We start from the raw sequence: 12,769 nt of genomic DNA on the forward strand, positions 1-12,769 counted from the left end.
GGGAGCGTATGGCCACGCCACGAAACCGGCGCCCTGAATCCGGGCCGGCAGACCTGACAGGGATGCTGCTGCGCAATGTGCCGCCGCACAACCTTGACGCCGAGCAGGCCGTGCTTGGCGGGGTGCTTATCAAACCATCGATCCTGGACAAACTGGGGATCGAACTGCGCCGTGTGGATTTTTACGATCCCAGCCACCAGATGATCTGGGACGCGATGGTGGGCCTGTGGCGTGAAAACAAGCCAGTGGATCTGATCACCTTGGCTACCGCGCTGACTGCCGCCGGGCAGCTCGAGAAAGCCGGCGGCCCGGCCTACCTGGGCCAACTGGCCGGCTGCATCCTTTCGGCCGCCAACACCCTGCACCATGCCGGCATTATGCGGGCCATGTCCAAGCGCCGGTCAATGGCGGTCATGGGCCGGCGCATCATCGAAATTGCCTACGATCCGGAGCGTGATCCGGCCGAGTTTGTGTCCATTGCCCAGACGGCGTCCGATGCGGTGCTCAAGGACCGGCTGGATACCCACGGCGAGACGCCGGATGAATTTCTGGACCCGTACACCGCGTACCTGGAGAAGCTCGAAGAGTCGGGCGGCGGCGGCGTTTCCACGCCGTTTTGGAAGCTCAACGGGCTTATACGCTCGTTCATGCCCGGGGAAATGATTGTCGTCGGGGCCCGGCCAAGCCACGGCAAGACGGCCCTGGCCCTGACCTTTGCCGAACACGCTATCGGGCTTGGGCATCCGACCGGGATTTTCTCCCTGGAGATGGGCAGGCATCAGCTGCTTAACCGCATGTTTTCCTCTGGGGCCGGGGTGGCGGCCCAGCGATTCCGGGACGGCAAATTTTCCGACGAGGACTGGTCCAGGATTTACGATCACTGCCAGCGCATGAAGCAGATGCCGCTTCGCATCTACGACAAGCCGGCGCGCAAACCTTCCGACATCCGGGCCGCCTACGCCTACGAGCTGGTGTGAGGAGGGATTATGGCTGGCAGCCGGCGGACATCGGGACTCATGGCAAAGGATGGGCGGTCGATCATGACCGACTTCCTGACCAAGGTGCAGACGGTGGTCCAGACGACAGAGCAGGCCCCCCCCGGAGGGGTGGGGGGGTGGGCCTGTCAGAAGGGGGTGGTGCTCGACCGGGGCCCCTTCTCCTTCTCCCGTCACGAATGTCTGCAGGAGCCGTATTCCGACGATCATCCCCGCCAGGTCGAAATGAAGTGCGCCCAGATGGGCAACACCACCCGGGCCATTTTGCGGGCGTTCTGGTGCGCCCTGTTCATGCCCTTTGTCGGCATCCTGTACCTGTTCCCGTCGTCCAAGGGCTCGGGCGACTTCTCGCGGACCCGCGTCGGGCCGCTGGTGGACCGTAACGCTGATACCCTGGGCAAGTGGGTGCAGAACACCGACTCCATCGGCGTCAAGCAGGTGCGGGGCAAAAACCTGCTGTTTCGCGGCACGAAGTCCACGGAAGGGTTGCGCTCGGACCCGGTGGACTTCGTGATCTACGACGAATTTGACCTGTTTCCGGCCGGAATCGACGCGGTGGCCCGGGAGCGCATGGCCCACTCGGACCACAAGTGGGAGCATTTCCTGTCCAACCCGACCCTGCCGGATTTCGGGATTGACCGCCTGTACCAGCTCACGGACCAGCGGCGCTGGCTGCTCAAGTGCCCGGCCTGCGGCGGCTGGACCGATCCGGTGGACGAGTGGGAAGCGGCGGCCTCTCCCCGGGAGCGTGGGGTGCCGGACCTTTTGTGGGAGCTGTCGGACGGGACGGTGGTGCTGCGGTGCATGCGCTGCCGCGACGGCGTGCTGCATCCGGCCCAAGGCGAGTGGGTGGCGCGCAAGCCCGGGGTGGCGGACTGGCGCGGCTACCAGTACAGCCAGCTCTTTTCGCAGTATGTGACCCCGGCGGAAATTCTCTCGCAGTACCGCACCACGCTTAGCATGTCCGCGTTTTACAACTACAAGCTCGGGCTGGCCTACGTCGAGGCGGATTGCCGCATCACCAAGGAGGAAGTGCTGGCCCTGTGCGGTTCCCACGGCATTGCCGCCTCGGACCAGGGGCCGTGCTGCATGGGGGTGGACCAGGGCAAAGGGCTGCATGTGGTCATCGGGCGGCGGGACGGCACCATCATCCACCTTGGCGAGTACCGGGATTTCGAGGAGCTTGATGGGTTGATGCGGCAGTTTAACGTGTCGCGGTGCGTTATCGACGGCATGCCCGAGACGCGCAAGGCCCGTGAGTTTGCAGCGCGTTTCCCGGGTCGGGTGTTCCTCAACTGGTACAGCCCGCACCAGAAGGGGGCCTATGCCTGGAACGAGGAGAAACTGCAGGTGTCGGTCAACCGGACGGAAAGCATGGACGCGGCCCATGAAGCCCTGACCGGAAAACGGCTGGTGCTGCCCAGACATTGCGGCCCGGTGGACGTGTTCGCTTCGCACTGCGCCGCGACGGCCAAGAAGCTGGAAGAAGACGAAGAGACGGGGAGCAGGACCTACACCTGGGTCAAGCTCGGGCCGGACCATTTTCGGCATGCGCTCAACTACTGGGGCATTGCGGCGGATTTCGCCAGCAACAGTTTTTATGCGGGGATGAACTTGCAATGAAGCTGGAAGCCTATGTCGAGCCGGTGAGCGGGCTGACGCGGATTCGGGACAGGGAGACCGGGATGCGGTTCACCCGGGTGGTGGCCGGGCTGTGCTGGCCCAAGGGGACCACGCCGGGTGCTGTGGTGGCCCTGGCCGAGGACGTGGCCGCCGATCCTGTAGATGGCTACCGCACGTTGCGGCTGGTGGACTACGAGTCCCACGCGGACGTGGAACGCCTCCTGGAGCTGGCGGCGGATGCGGCCCCCCTGGTGGGGGAGTGGGCCGGCCGCTCGGCGATAACGGTCTGGGTGGGCAACCCCTTCCACCCGTACGCCAAGCGGTTGCGGACGTTTAATGAGCGCCTGACGGCCAAGGGGCGGCCGCGCATCACCCTGCGCCCCGCCCCCGGGGTGGGGGCAGGGGGGCAGCTCCACGCCGACCTGGCTCCCTACCTGACGGCCCGGGTGGTGGGGCGCTCGGCCCTGGTTCTGGGCCGGCAGGACCTGGTTGCCCAGGTGGAGGATGCCGGCCGGGACATCCGGCGGCATATCGAGGATTTTCCGGCGGTGGCCGCATTGCTGTGGGGCATTGCCTACTGCGACGAACGCAAGCCGGCTATCGGGCGCAGGCAAACCCGGTCGGGTTCGGCCGATACTGTGGCGGGGTATTGAAATGGCGAAGCGCGACGTTAATGTGCTGGGGAGCAAAGAAGAGATTTGTAACGTACTTGGTATTGGACATCGACGGTTCAAACGATACTTCGGACAGGAGACATGTCCAATGCCGGTACGCTTTGATGGGTTTTCTTATGTCGCCGACAGGAGTGAGCTATTGACTTGGTGGCGTACATACACAGGGCAAGAAGGTAGTGCCATGAAATAATGTCAAGAAAAATCTTCATTGCCATTCTATACAATCTTCGCTTCATTCCCCCATTACTCCCCCACCATCCCTGACCGCTCGCGTGGTCAGGGATAAACCCATGGTACGGTTTGGCCTGCGAAAAGCGGGTCGCCAACCACACTTTTCATTGTTCCCTGTATCCATCGCCCTCTCCTGACCCTGGACATGGCGGCCGCCACTCAAGGAGGCCGCCATGTCCTTTTTTGTTGCTACTGAAGAACAGGTTCTCCAGATCGCGCATGAAGCGGCCAGCCGGCACGGGCTGCCGCCGCTCATGGTCCAGTCCGTCATCCAGGTCGAATCCGGGGGCGACGTCTGGGCCTGGAACCCTGAGCCACGCTACCGCTGGTTCTGGGACGTCCGGGCGGGCAAGCCGTTTCGCCCTGTCTCCGCCGCCGAACTGGCGGCCAAGGCACCGCCCAAGGATTTCAAAGCCTATCCGGGCGTGGACCCGGACGCCGAGTGGTGGGGCCAGCAGGCGTCCTGGGGCCTGATGCAGCCCATGGGGGCCGTGGCCCGGGAGCGCGGATTCACGGGCCGGTTCCTGAACGCCCTGCATGATCCGGTGGCCAACGTGGACATCGGGTGCAAGCACCTGGCTGCCTACGCCAAGAGCTACCTCGGCAAATACGGCTGGGCGGGCGTGCTTCGGGCCTACAACGGCGGCCCTTACGCTGCCGTGCACAATACCAATCCCGGATACCCGGCCAGGGTCTCCGCCCTCATCGACGGAGGGCTGCCCCATGCCTAGCCCCCTGGAATGGCTGCGGCATCGCTGCAACCCGCTGCATGTGTTTTGCCGGCTGAAGGATCTCGGATTTTCCGAGGCCGTTGCCCGGCGCAGTTGTGCGGTCTGGGAGTGGTTTTACACCCGGCCACGTGTGGCGCTGGTCGCCCTGGTCACAGCGATGGTGCTGTTCTCCTGCCAGTCGGCCCGGGCCGGGCATGACCACCTGGAGAAGTTCTATCAGGGCATCTGGTGCGCCGAGGCTGGCGGGGTGCTGGAGACACGGCCGCGCGACGGGCTGCGGGTGGATTGCGAGACGGCAACCCATGCCGTGGAATTCGATTTCGCCAGCAAGTGGGCGGAATCCATAGGCCAGTCCCTGGCCTATGCCGGGGCCACGGGCAAGCGGGCCGGGATCGTCCTGATCCTGGAACAGCCCGGCGACATCCGGTTTCTCGACAAGCTCCGGTTCACCATCGCGGCAAGCGGCCTGCCCATTGACGTCTGGGTCATGGGGGCGGGTGTGGAGGTGGGCGATGGACGCTAAGGCGTTGGCGCTCGGCTTGGTCAAGTCCAAGACGGCCTGGGGCGGCGTGGGGCAGTGGCTTCTGACGGCCGTTTTGGCCGCGCTGGCCTCGGGCCAGCCGCTTTTCGTTTGGTTCGGCGTGGACAAGGCCTCCGCGCAAGGCATTCGCCTGGATGCTCCGGTGCTTTTCGCCGTGGCCACGGCCCTGCTGGGGCTGGTGCTGTGGGGCCGCAAGACGGCCCGGGGTCCGTTGGGTGAGGCGGGGACAGAGGCTGCACAGCAGTATGGCAGCCTGCTTAAAGATTTTCAGCGCCATGTTGAGCAAGCCACCCCTGCATACCCTGCGTCGCCGCAGCCCCTAACGACGAGCGCCGACGTGGCCGCCGCTGTCTTCGGCCCTGCCGCTCTCCGCTGGCCCGAGCAGCGGTCCGCAGCCGATCCAAAACTCAAAATCGAGGGGAAGACCCTGGAGCAAGGAGCAACGTCATGAAGCGGTACGCCTCCCTTATCCTGATCGCCGTGCTGGTCATCGTCATGGGCGGTTGTGCCGGCATGGCCCCTGTATCCGTTGATGCCCTGGAGAGCCAGGCGTCCGGCGTTGTCGCGGCGCTGGAGGCGTTGCCCGCTGTCCCGGCCGACGCCAAGACCCAGGCCCAGGTGGACGGCTGGAAGCAGTGGCTGGTGTATCTGGCCAAGGTCGGTTCCACTGTGGCGGTGGCTGCGGTCAAGGCAGGGATGTGACGTGAAGATCCTCTCCATTGACGGCGGCGGCATGAAGGGGCTGGTTCCGGCCCTGGTGCTGGCCGCATTCGAAGCCAGCACCGGGCAGGCCGTTGCCGGGCATTTCGACCTCATCGCCGGAACGTCCACCGGGGGCATCCTTGCCCTGGGGCTGGCCGCCGGCATCCCGGCCGTCCGCATGGCCGAATTCTATCTGGAGCGGGGGCCGGCCATCTTCAGCCAAACCTTAAAGCAACGCTTGAAGTCTTTGGGTGGCATAGCTGACGAACTCTATGATGCCGGGGAGTTGGAGGTGGCCCTGTCCGATGTGTTCGGGGACCGTCTGCTTTCATCGACTAATACTCGGGCCATGGCCGTGGCCTACGACATCGAGGCCCGGGAGGTGGTGCTTTTTACGTCCTGGGGCGGTCGGGATGACTACCGGCTGGCCGACGTGGGCCGGGCGACCTCGGCTGCGCCGACATTTTTTGAACCCTTTGCCATCACCAGCCTGTCCGGACGGGTGACGCCTTGCATTGACGGGGGCGTGGTGGCCAACAACCCGGCGCGGCTGGCCCTGCTGGCCGCGATGGGGATGGATTCCCGCCTGGACGGCTTCGCCCTGATTTCCCTGGGAACCGGCCGTTGTGAAAAGCCCATTTTGTTCGAGGCGGCCCGGTCCTACGGACTGGCCCAGTGGGCACCGCAGCTGGTTGACGTCATGTTCTCGGGACAGTCCGAACTGGTGCATCAGGACTGCAAGGCCAGTCTGGCCGGGCAGTATGTCCGGCTCCAGGCCGAGCTTCCCGGTGTGGTGGACATGGACGCCACGGATGCCGGTTCCCTGGCAGTCCTGAAGCTCGCGGCCAAGCGGCTGGCTGAAAGCCCTGAGGCCGCCCGGGCCCTGGCCCTGGTGGGGGCGACGGCATGACCAAGGATGAGATTCAGTCGTGGGTCCGCGAGGCGGCCGGTGAAGCCGTTGCCGATGCCCTGAAGGCCGCAAACATTGTCGATGGCCCCACCCATCTGAAGCACCATCAATTCATCGAGGATTTTTGCTGTACCTATGGCCAGGTCAAGAAGGCCGGCATCACCGCCATTGTCACCGTAGTGGTGACGGGTGTGATTGCCCTGCTGGTTCTCGGGTTTACGCATTGGTCGGGGAAGGGGGCCTGACATGGCTGACGAACGTCTGCCGGCCCTGGCCAGGGAGCTGTCTTCCCAATTTGACGAAGACAGGCGCGACCGGGAACCGCTCGAAAAGCGGTGGCTGGAAGACTACCGCCTGTACATGGGCATCTACGATCCCGAAATCGAAACGGAAATCAAAAAGGGGCGCAGCCGGCTGTTCATGCGCCAGGCCAAGGTCAAGACGGATACCGTGGTGGCCCGGCTTATGGACATTCTCTTTCCCCGGGCCGGGGACCGGAACTGGGATTTGCAGCCCACGCCCGAACCGACGCTTGATGCGACGTTCATGGCCTACGTCGATTTTGTCCGCACATCGCTGGGCGAGGACCCGGTTGAGGAAGACTACTTCTGCAATGTCTGGCTGCTGGGCGACCAGATTATCAAGGCCGTGCGCACACCGATGCGCGGCGTCGAATTTCCCTTCCAGATTTTTTCCATCGAAAAAGACGAGTCCGGGCTTTGCGGCCAGGGCATTCCGCGCATCATGCGCGATCCGCACCGGGCCTACAATGCCACCATCCGCAGCATGATGGACAATGCGGCCCTGACCTCGGGTCCGATCGTCGGCATCAACATCGAGGCATTGCGCCAGGGCGAAGACCCTGACGACCTCTATGCACGCCGGATTCTCAAGTTCGATGACGGCAAGGACATGCGGGAAGCGCTCATCTTCTGGCAGGCCCAGAGCCATACCAGCGAGTTCCTGGCCATGGCCAAGCATTTTGAGGACGTCCAGGACGTGCTGACCGTGCCGCGCTGGGTGCATGGCGACGGCAATGTGTCCGACGCGGCCAAAACGCTTGGCGGGCTGTCCATGCTGATGGGGGCCATGAGCATCAATCTCGCCGAGATGGTCAAGACCTTCGACGACGACGTGACCAGCCAGTTCATCACCGCCCTCTATTTCTGGAACATGGACTTCAATTCCCGCGGCGACATCAAGGGCGATTTCAACGTGGTGGCCACCGGCTCCACGGCGCTCATGCAGAAGGAAGTCCAGTCGCAACGGCTTATGCAGTTCCTGTCCCTGGCCTCCCAGCCGGAGCTGGCCGGCATGATCAACTTTGCGGAACTGCTCAAGGAAATCGCCGTGTCCATGCAGGTGCCGGCCAAGCTCGTCAACGACGAGGCCACCATCCGGCAGAACCAGCAGCGCCAGATGGTCATGCAGGTCCAGGCCGAGCAGCAGTCGAAGCTGGAAACGCTGCTTAATGAAATGCACTCGCGCGGTATCGCGCCGGATGTTTCGTTGCAGCATCTGCTGGCCCGGGTGCTTGAACAGGCAGCCGGGGGCCAGGACGCAGCCGGTCCCGGGCAGCCGGCGGCAGTCGCCGGGATGCCCGGTGCGGGCTGGATGACTCAAGCCCTGCCGGCGGGATCGGAAGGGGAACCTGGGAGGGCGGCGTGAAGCAACTCGCCAGCATGGAACTGACCAAGGCCGAACGGAAACACGAGTCCGGCCTTGCGCCTGCCGCAGTGGATGAAAAACGGCAATTCCCCTGGGGTCTGTCGGTCAATCTCGACAAGACGGCGCTGAAAAAACTCGGCCGTACCGTCGGTGATTTTACGGCCGGCGGGTACGTGTTCCTGCTCTGCAAGGCCAAGGTCAGCCGCATCAATATTGAGGAAGCGGAAAGCAGCTCGGAAGGGCGTGTGGCCTTGCAGATCGAAGCCATGGATCTGCAGACCGAAGACGACAAGGCGGCGGCTGCGTTGCAGAAGGTCTACGGCCATGGCGATTGATACACGGACAGAATGCACGGCCAGGATCGCCAACAGCCGGTTTGATCCGTGCTGGCAGGCGGTCATGGACTTGGTCGAAATCGACCTGGAGCGTCTCCGCAGCAGACTGGAGACTGCCGTCGAAGCTGATGTGAAGCACCTGCAGGGGCGGATTTACCAGCTCAGGCAGCTTCGCAAGGCCATGATCGGCAGCCCCAGGGACGATGCCGCCAACCGGCCAGGCCGGAGCGAATAATACGGCACCTCGCAAGAGGCCCGAAAGTCCAGGCCCGGTCAACGGCACCTGGAATGATGGAGGCAGACATGAGCGAGCAAAGCGACAGCGCGGTCGAAGAGAAAGCCTTTGACAGCGTGTACGGGGATGCGGGCAGCGGCGCGGACAGCGACGCCCCGATTGTGCAGCCGCAAGACCAGGACAACGCCGCCGGCACGCAGGGCCTTGCGGCCGGGGGACCGGATGGCGGCGACGAAGATCCGGACGGCGACGATGATCCCGGGCAGGATCCTGATGCCGATGCGGACGACGACGATCCTGCCCTGGCCGATCCTGCGCAGTTGCGCGGGCACGCCAGAACAACCGCAGGCCGTTTGGCCGCCGCCAAGGCCGAGAAGGAACGCATCGAGGCCGAGAACCAACGGCTCCAGGACGAACTGGAGGCAGCCAGGTCCGGTCGGCCCGATTCCAAGGCTGCCGGCGGCGACACGGCCGCATCGGACAAACCGGCATTGGTGGAAATCCCCGAGGATCTCAAACACGATGTGGAAGAGTTCGACCAGCAGTTCCCCGAATTGTCGCCGTTGCTGCGCACGGCCGGCCCCCAAGGCGACCGGCTGCGGCGCGTGCTGCGGGATTCCGGTGCGGACATCGCAGGGATCATGGCCGAGAACATGCGGCTGCAGGCCCTGGTACCCGAAGAAGAAAACCGCGAGGAGGTTTCCCATGGCTGAGTCGCTCAAAATTGTCATAGAGTCCGTGCAAAACGGGGTGGTTGTCGATGCCAGCGGACGACGTATGGTTTACGAGCTGTGCCCGGGCCGACGCACTCAGGCGATGCATGATCTGTTGCTGGAACTGGCGGGAATCCTGGCCGCCCGTCTGGAGGTCCGGATTGAAGTGCGGGACAGGGATGGCGAGGAAGCGCCTGTTGAGGAAAGACCTGTGAAGTTGTCCCTGACCCAGGAGGATGTTGAAACGCTGTACGGTATCCCCCACAAAACCCTGGAGGACTGGCGGTGCTCCGGCAAGGGGCCTCGCTACATCAAGCCCGGTAAGCGTGTTTATTATCTGCGTGAGGACATTGAGGCTTTTATGAATGCCAGTGCGGTGGTCACAACCGGAAGGGTCTAGCTGTCATGATCAGGATCGAGCAGGGCATTGTCAATAATCGTCAATTTTTGCCGCTGACTGCTGGGAATGAGGTGTGCATAACGGATAGTCATCTCGATGCGTTTGTGACGCATGAGTCCCATAAGTTCATAGAGCGTGACCTGTCCGGATTGTGCCAACCAAGACGCAAACGTATGTCGTATCGTGTGAAAGCGTACGCGCCTTTTCGGATCGGTCAGCCCTTTATTGAAGCCCAGTTCGTCCACCACACGGTCGAAGGTTTCGGAAATGCCGTGCAGGATCGGGCCGCCGTTTTCCGACTGAAATACATGTTCACCCGGCAATCGTGGATAGGCGTACAATATGGCCAGAATGTCATTCGAAGCCTGTACGGTCTGCGCTTCGCCGCCTTTGGCAATGATGTGGATAACGCCGGCGGGTTTATCCAGATCCTGGCCACGAATGCCGAAAATTTCCGTCGCGCGCAGTCCGGTTTTAAGCGAGAGCAGCACCATGTCGTGAAGTTGCCGGGATCGCGGCCGCAAGGCGTCAAGCAGCAATCTGGCCTCCCGCCGCGTCAGGTAGCGGGTGGCCAGGTTGTCGGCTCGCGGCAATTTGAAAGATCCGTGACGCCTGATAGCGAATGGATTCTCTCCCTTCCAGAGGGCAACTTCAGTGGCGTGGTTGACTGCCCGTCGCAGCAATCCGAAACAATGCCGCACGGTTTGAGGCGACATCTGCCGGCGCAGGGACGTTTTGACATCCCAAAGCATTTGCAGGGTGATACTGCCAATGGGGACCGCGTCGAGGAGCGCTTTGAGGTGTTTCTCGTAACGATTTTTTTCCGGAGCAATATGTTTGGCTTCTGCCTCACCCCACTGGAAATAGCGGGCTATGGCCGTGCCAACTGTGCAGCTCCGTGGTTCGGCCGAGGCGGCAGTAGGGCTTTCCCGGTTATCAGGCCCCTGCGACTTATCCGACTTATCCGTAAGTTGCTTGCGGACCTCGTTGGCATAGGCGGCCCGGATGCCGTCCGAGTGCCAGCCCACGGTATGCCAGTGGGCTTTTCCTTGGGCGTCCGTGTACCAGACGACGTAGCAGCGGTCCGGCCCATAGGAGCAGGTTCGCGCGTTACTTTCCCGATAAAACACGCCCTTATGGCGCGTCTTGAGATACTTTCCGGCCATGGTTCCGGGATAGCGCGGGGGAAGAATTTTGGGAAGCTACTTATCCAAAACTTATCCGTCAACGCAAAAAGGGTTACGGCGTTAACCGTAACCCTTTGGAATCATTTGGTGGGCAATGTAGGATTCGAACCTACGGCCTTTGGCTCCGGAGGCCAACGCTCTATCCAACTGAGCTAATTGCCCAAAGAAAGATACACTTACGCCCCAGTCTGATCGCTGTCAACAACAACCTGATTTGGGCAGCACTTTTTCAGGCAGCCAACCCGGGGCGTCAGCCGGCCTGGGCCGCTTCCAGAGGCATTTCGCTAGCGCGGGATACGCCCCCAAGGGCCGTGCATACCTGATTGCGCCCCAGATGTTTGGCCTGGTACAAGGCCTTGTCCGCCTTTTCCAGCAACTCCTTGCGCTTGGTCAGCGCCCCGGGCAGGATGGTGGCCACGCCAATTGACACGGTGATGGCGAAGGGTTCGCCGTCATGGACGAACTGGGCCTCGGCAATCAAGCCGCGCAGACGCTCGGCCAGCAGGCGCGAGTGCTCCTCGACGGTCTGGGGCAAGATGACCACGAATTCCTCGCCGCCATACCGGGCCGTGAAATCCGTACTGCGCAGGGTGTCGGACAGGATGCGTCCGACCTCGCGCAACACGTGGTCGCCGACCAGATGGCCGTAGCGGTCATTAATGCCCTTGAAATGGTCGATATCAATCATGAGCAGGCTCATGGGGTGGTGGTAGCGCTGATGGCGGCGCAGCTCGTCGATGAGGCGTTCGTCAAAGGCCCGACGGTTATGGATGCGGGTCAGGCCGTCATGGTCGGCCCGGATTTTGACCTGACTGAACAGGGCGGCATTTTTAAGGGCCAGGGCAAGATGGTTGATGGAAGCGTAAAGCGCCTGGACCTGATCCTTGCCCAGCGGCCGCCCCTTGGCCCGGTATAGGACGAGCAGGCCGAACATTTGTCCGCCGGCCCGCAGCGGCAAGGTGATGAGTTCCTCGGGAGCGGCCGGTATGCCGACAGGAGCGTGATCCGGCGCGCCCTCCAGAAAGCTGGCCTTGTAGCTGTGAATGGGCTTGCCGGCGATTTTTGCCGCCTGGAACAGGAGCTGCTCGGTCCAGTGTTGTTCGGCGGCCTGTTCCATGTCGGGTTCGAGGAAGAGTTCCGCTTCCAGGTTTTCGGTGTCGCCGGTCTGCCAGAACGCGCCCATAAGCCCGTGCAGGGGCAGGAGCAGTTGCAGATCCTCCCGGGCGTTGTCCAGGATGACAACAGGGTCCAGCGATTCGCTGGCCCGGCTCAGGATGCGGTTTAAAAACAGCACCAAATCGGTCTTTCGGGCGAGCAGCTCCCGTTCGAGCATGATCTCGCGGGTCATGCGGAAAATATCGTCGTACAGGCTTTTGACTTCCTTGGCCCGAAAGATGACGTCGCGCACTTTCTTGTCGGTGAGCGGCTCGGAAATGGCGGAGAGAAACCCATTCTCCAGGACTTCCTCGAAATCGGCCACAGACTGGGACGCGCCAAGAACCAGGACGCGCTGGGGAATCTCCCACTCCTCAATGCCTTTGCGGGTGTCCGGCGGCAGGGCGTCCCAACCGTCCTTGACCACAAAGATGACCAGAGGGGTGGCCCGGGCGATGTCGCGCTCGGTGGGATGGGAACCGATAGGCCAGTTGCGAAGGACGTAGCCTGAGCCCAGGGCCGTGGAAACAGCTGTCCCGGCTTCGTCGGCAAGGCCGATGCCCCATACCTGTTCGGGTCGCAATCCGCGCGTCATGACAAGCCTCCTTGGGTCATGGACAGGAAGAAGATTCCTATCGGAAGTCCCATATGCAAAAGAGAGGCCATGGC

General features: G+C 62.7%; 16 protein-coding genes and 1 tRNA gene. 14 read left to right on the forward strand and 3 right to left on the reverse strand.

From position 1 onward, the window contains the following. Nucleotides 1–8: 8 nt before the first annotated feature. From NY78_RS02295 to NY78_RS24485, 14 genes are all read left to right on the forward strand, one after another. Nucleotides 9–977 (forward strand): replicative DNA helicase, encoded by a 969-nt coding sequence (locus NY78_RS02295; RefSeq protein WP_231583705.1) that lies wholly within the window; start codon nucleotides 9–11, stop codon nucleotides 975–977. Between the two features lie 9 nt (nucleotides 978–986). Continuing rightward, entirely contained in the window at nucleotides 987–2,618 is a 1,632-nt protein-coding gene (locus NY78_RS02300; protein WP_043631148.1) for a phage terminase large subunit family protein, read from the forward strand. Continuing rightward, on the forward strand, nucleotides 2,615–3,271 hold the full coding sequence (locus tag NY78_RS02305) for a hypothetical protein (RefSeq protein ID WP_043631151.1): 657 nt from the start codon (nucleotides 2,615–2,617) through the stop codon (nucleotides 3,269–3,271). Before NY78_RS02300 ends, NY78_RS02305 begins: the two co-directional genes overlap by 4 nt. 425 nt (nucleotides 3,272–3,696) lie before the next feature. After that, a complete protein-coding gene (locus NY78_RS02310; RefSeq protein ID WP_043631154.1) occupies nucleotides 3,697–4,254 on the forward strand; it encodes a transglycosylase SLT domain-containing protein in 558 nt (185 codons plus the stop codon). Continuing rightward, nucleotides 4,247–4,777: a hypothetical protein gene (locus tag NY78_RS22970; protein WP_053062117.1), complete on the forward strand. Its 531-nt coding sequence runs from the start codon at nucleotides 4,247–4,249 to the stop codon at nucleotides 4,775–4,777. The genes NY78_RS02310 and NY78_RS22970 overlap by 8 nt, the downstream gene beginning before the upstream one ends. After that, nucleotides 4,767–5,246, forward strand: coding sequence for a hypothetical protein (locus NY78_RS02320; protein ID WP_043631157.1), 480 nt, complete (start codon nucleotides 4,767–4,769; stop codon nucleotides 5,244–5,246). The genes NY78_RS22970 and NY78_RS02320 overlap by 11 nt, the downstream gene beginning before the upstream one ends. Then, nucleotides 5,243–5,497 carry a hypothetical protein gene (locus NY78_RS02325; protein WP_043631160.1) on the forward strand — a complete coding sequence of 85 codons (255 nt, stop codon included), beginning with the start codon at nucleotides 5,243–5,245 and terminating at the stop codon, nucleotides 5,495–5,497. The genes NY78_RS02320 and NY78_RS02325 overlap by 4 nt, the downstream gene beginning before the upstream one ends. Before the next feature lies 1 nt (nucleotide 5,498). Next, the gene (locus NY78_RS02330) at nucleotides 5,499–6,407 is read left to right on the forward strand and encodes a patatin-like phospholipase family protein (RefSeq protein ID WP_043631163.1); all 909 of its coding nucleotides are present in this window, start codon (nucleotides 5,499–5,501) and stop codon (nucleotides 6,405–6,407) included. Next, a complete protein-coding gene (locus NY78_RS02335) occupies nucleotides 6,404–6,652 on the forward strand; it encodes a hypothetical protein (RefSeq protein ID WP_043631166.1) in 249 nt (82 codons plus the stop codon). Before NY78_RS02330 ends, NY78_RS02335 begins: the two co-directional genes overlap by 4 nt. Nucleotide 6,653: 1 nt before the next feature. Then, nucleotides 6,654–8,075 (forward strand): hypothetical protein, encoded by a 1,422-nt coding sequence (locus NY78_RS02340; protein WP_053062118.1) that lies wholly within the window; start codon nucleotides 6,654–6,656, stop codon nucleotides 8,073–8,075. Then, nucleotides 8,072–8,410, forward strand: coding sequence for a capsid staple protein (gp10, locus tag NY78_RS02345; protein ID WP_043631169.1), 339 nt, complete (start codon nucleotides 8,072–8,074; stop codon nucleotides 8,408–8,410). The genes NY78_RS02340 and gp10 overlap by 4 nt, the downstream gene beginning before the upstream one ends. After that, nucleotides 8,400–8,645, forward strand: a complete 246-nt coding sequence (locus tag NY78_RS02350) for a hypothetical protein (protein ID WP_043631172.1) — start codon at nucleotides 8,400–8,402, stop codon at nucleotides 8,643–8,645. The genes gp10 and NY78_RS02350 overlap by 11 nt, the downstream gene beginning before the upstream one ends. A 68-nt stretch (nucleotides 8,646–8,713) precedes the next feature. Next, on the forward strand, nucleotides 8,714–9,358 hold the full coding sequence (locus NY78_RS02355) for a hypothetical protein (RefSeq protein WP_043631174.1): 645 nt from the start codon (nucleotides 8,714–8,716) through the stop codon (nucleotides 9,356–9,358). Continuing rightward, entirely contained in the window at nucleotides 9,351–9,758 is a 408-nt protein-coding gene (locus NY78_RS24485; protein ID WP_043631177.1) for a helix-turn-helix transcriptional regulator, read from the forward strand. Before NY78_RS02355 ends, NY78_RS24485 begins: the two co-directional genes overlap by 8 nt. On the opposite strand, the gene NY78_RS02365 is transcribed toward NY78_RS24485, so the two are convergent. The 3 genes from NY78_RS02365 to NY78_RS02375 all read right to left on the reverse strand — a co-directional run bounded on the left by NY78_RS02365 (nucleotide 9,755) and on the right by NY78_RS02375 (nucleotide 12,695). Next, nucleotides 9,755–10,924 carry a tyrosine-type recombinase/integrase gene (locus tag NY78_RS02365; RefSeq protein ID WP_043631180.1) on the reverse strand — a complete coding sequence of 390 codons (1,170 nt, stop codon included), beginning with the start codon at nucleotides 10,922–10,924 and terminating at the stop codon, nucleotides 9,755–9,757. The two genes, NY78_RS24485 and NY78_RS02365, sit on opposite strands and share 4 nt — an antisense overlap. A gap of 106 nt (nucleotides 10,925–11,030) precedes the next feature. After that, nucleotides 11,031–11,107, reverse strand: a tRNA-Arg gene (locus NY78_RS02370). A gap of 88 nt (nucleotides 11,108–11,195) precedes the next feature. After that, a complete protein-coding gene (locus NY78_RS02375; RefSeq protein ID WP_043631183.1) occupies nucleotides 11,196–12,695 on the reverse strand; it encodes a GGDEF domain-containing protein in 1,500 nt (499 codons plus the stop codon). Between the last annotated feature and the right edge of the window lie 74 nt (nucleotides 12,696–12,769).

The organism is Desulfovibrio sp. TomC (assembly GCF_000801335.2).
In the GTDB taxonomy this organism is placed as follows: Bacteria; Desulfobacterota; Desulfovibrionia; order Desulfovibrionales; family Desulfovibrionaceae; genus Solidesulfovibrio.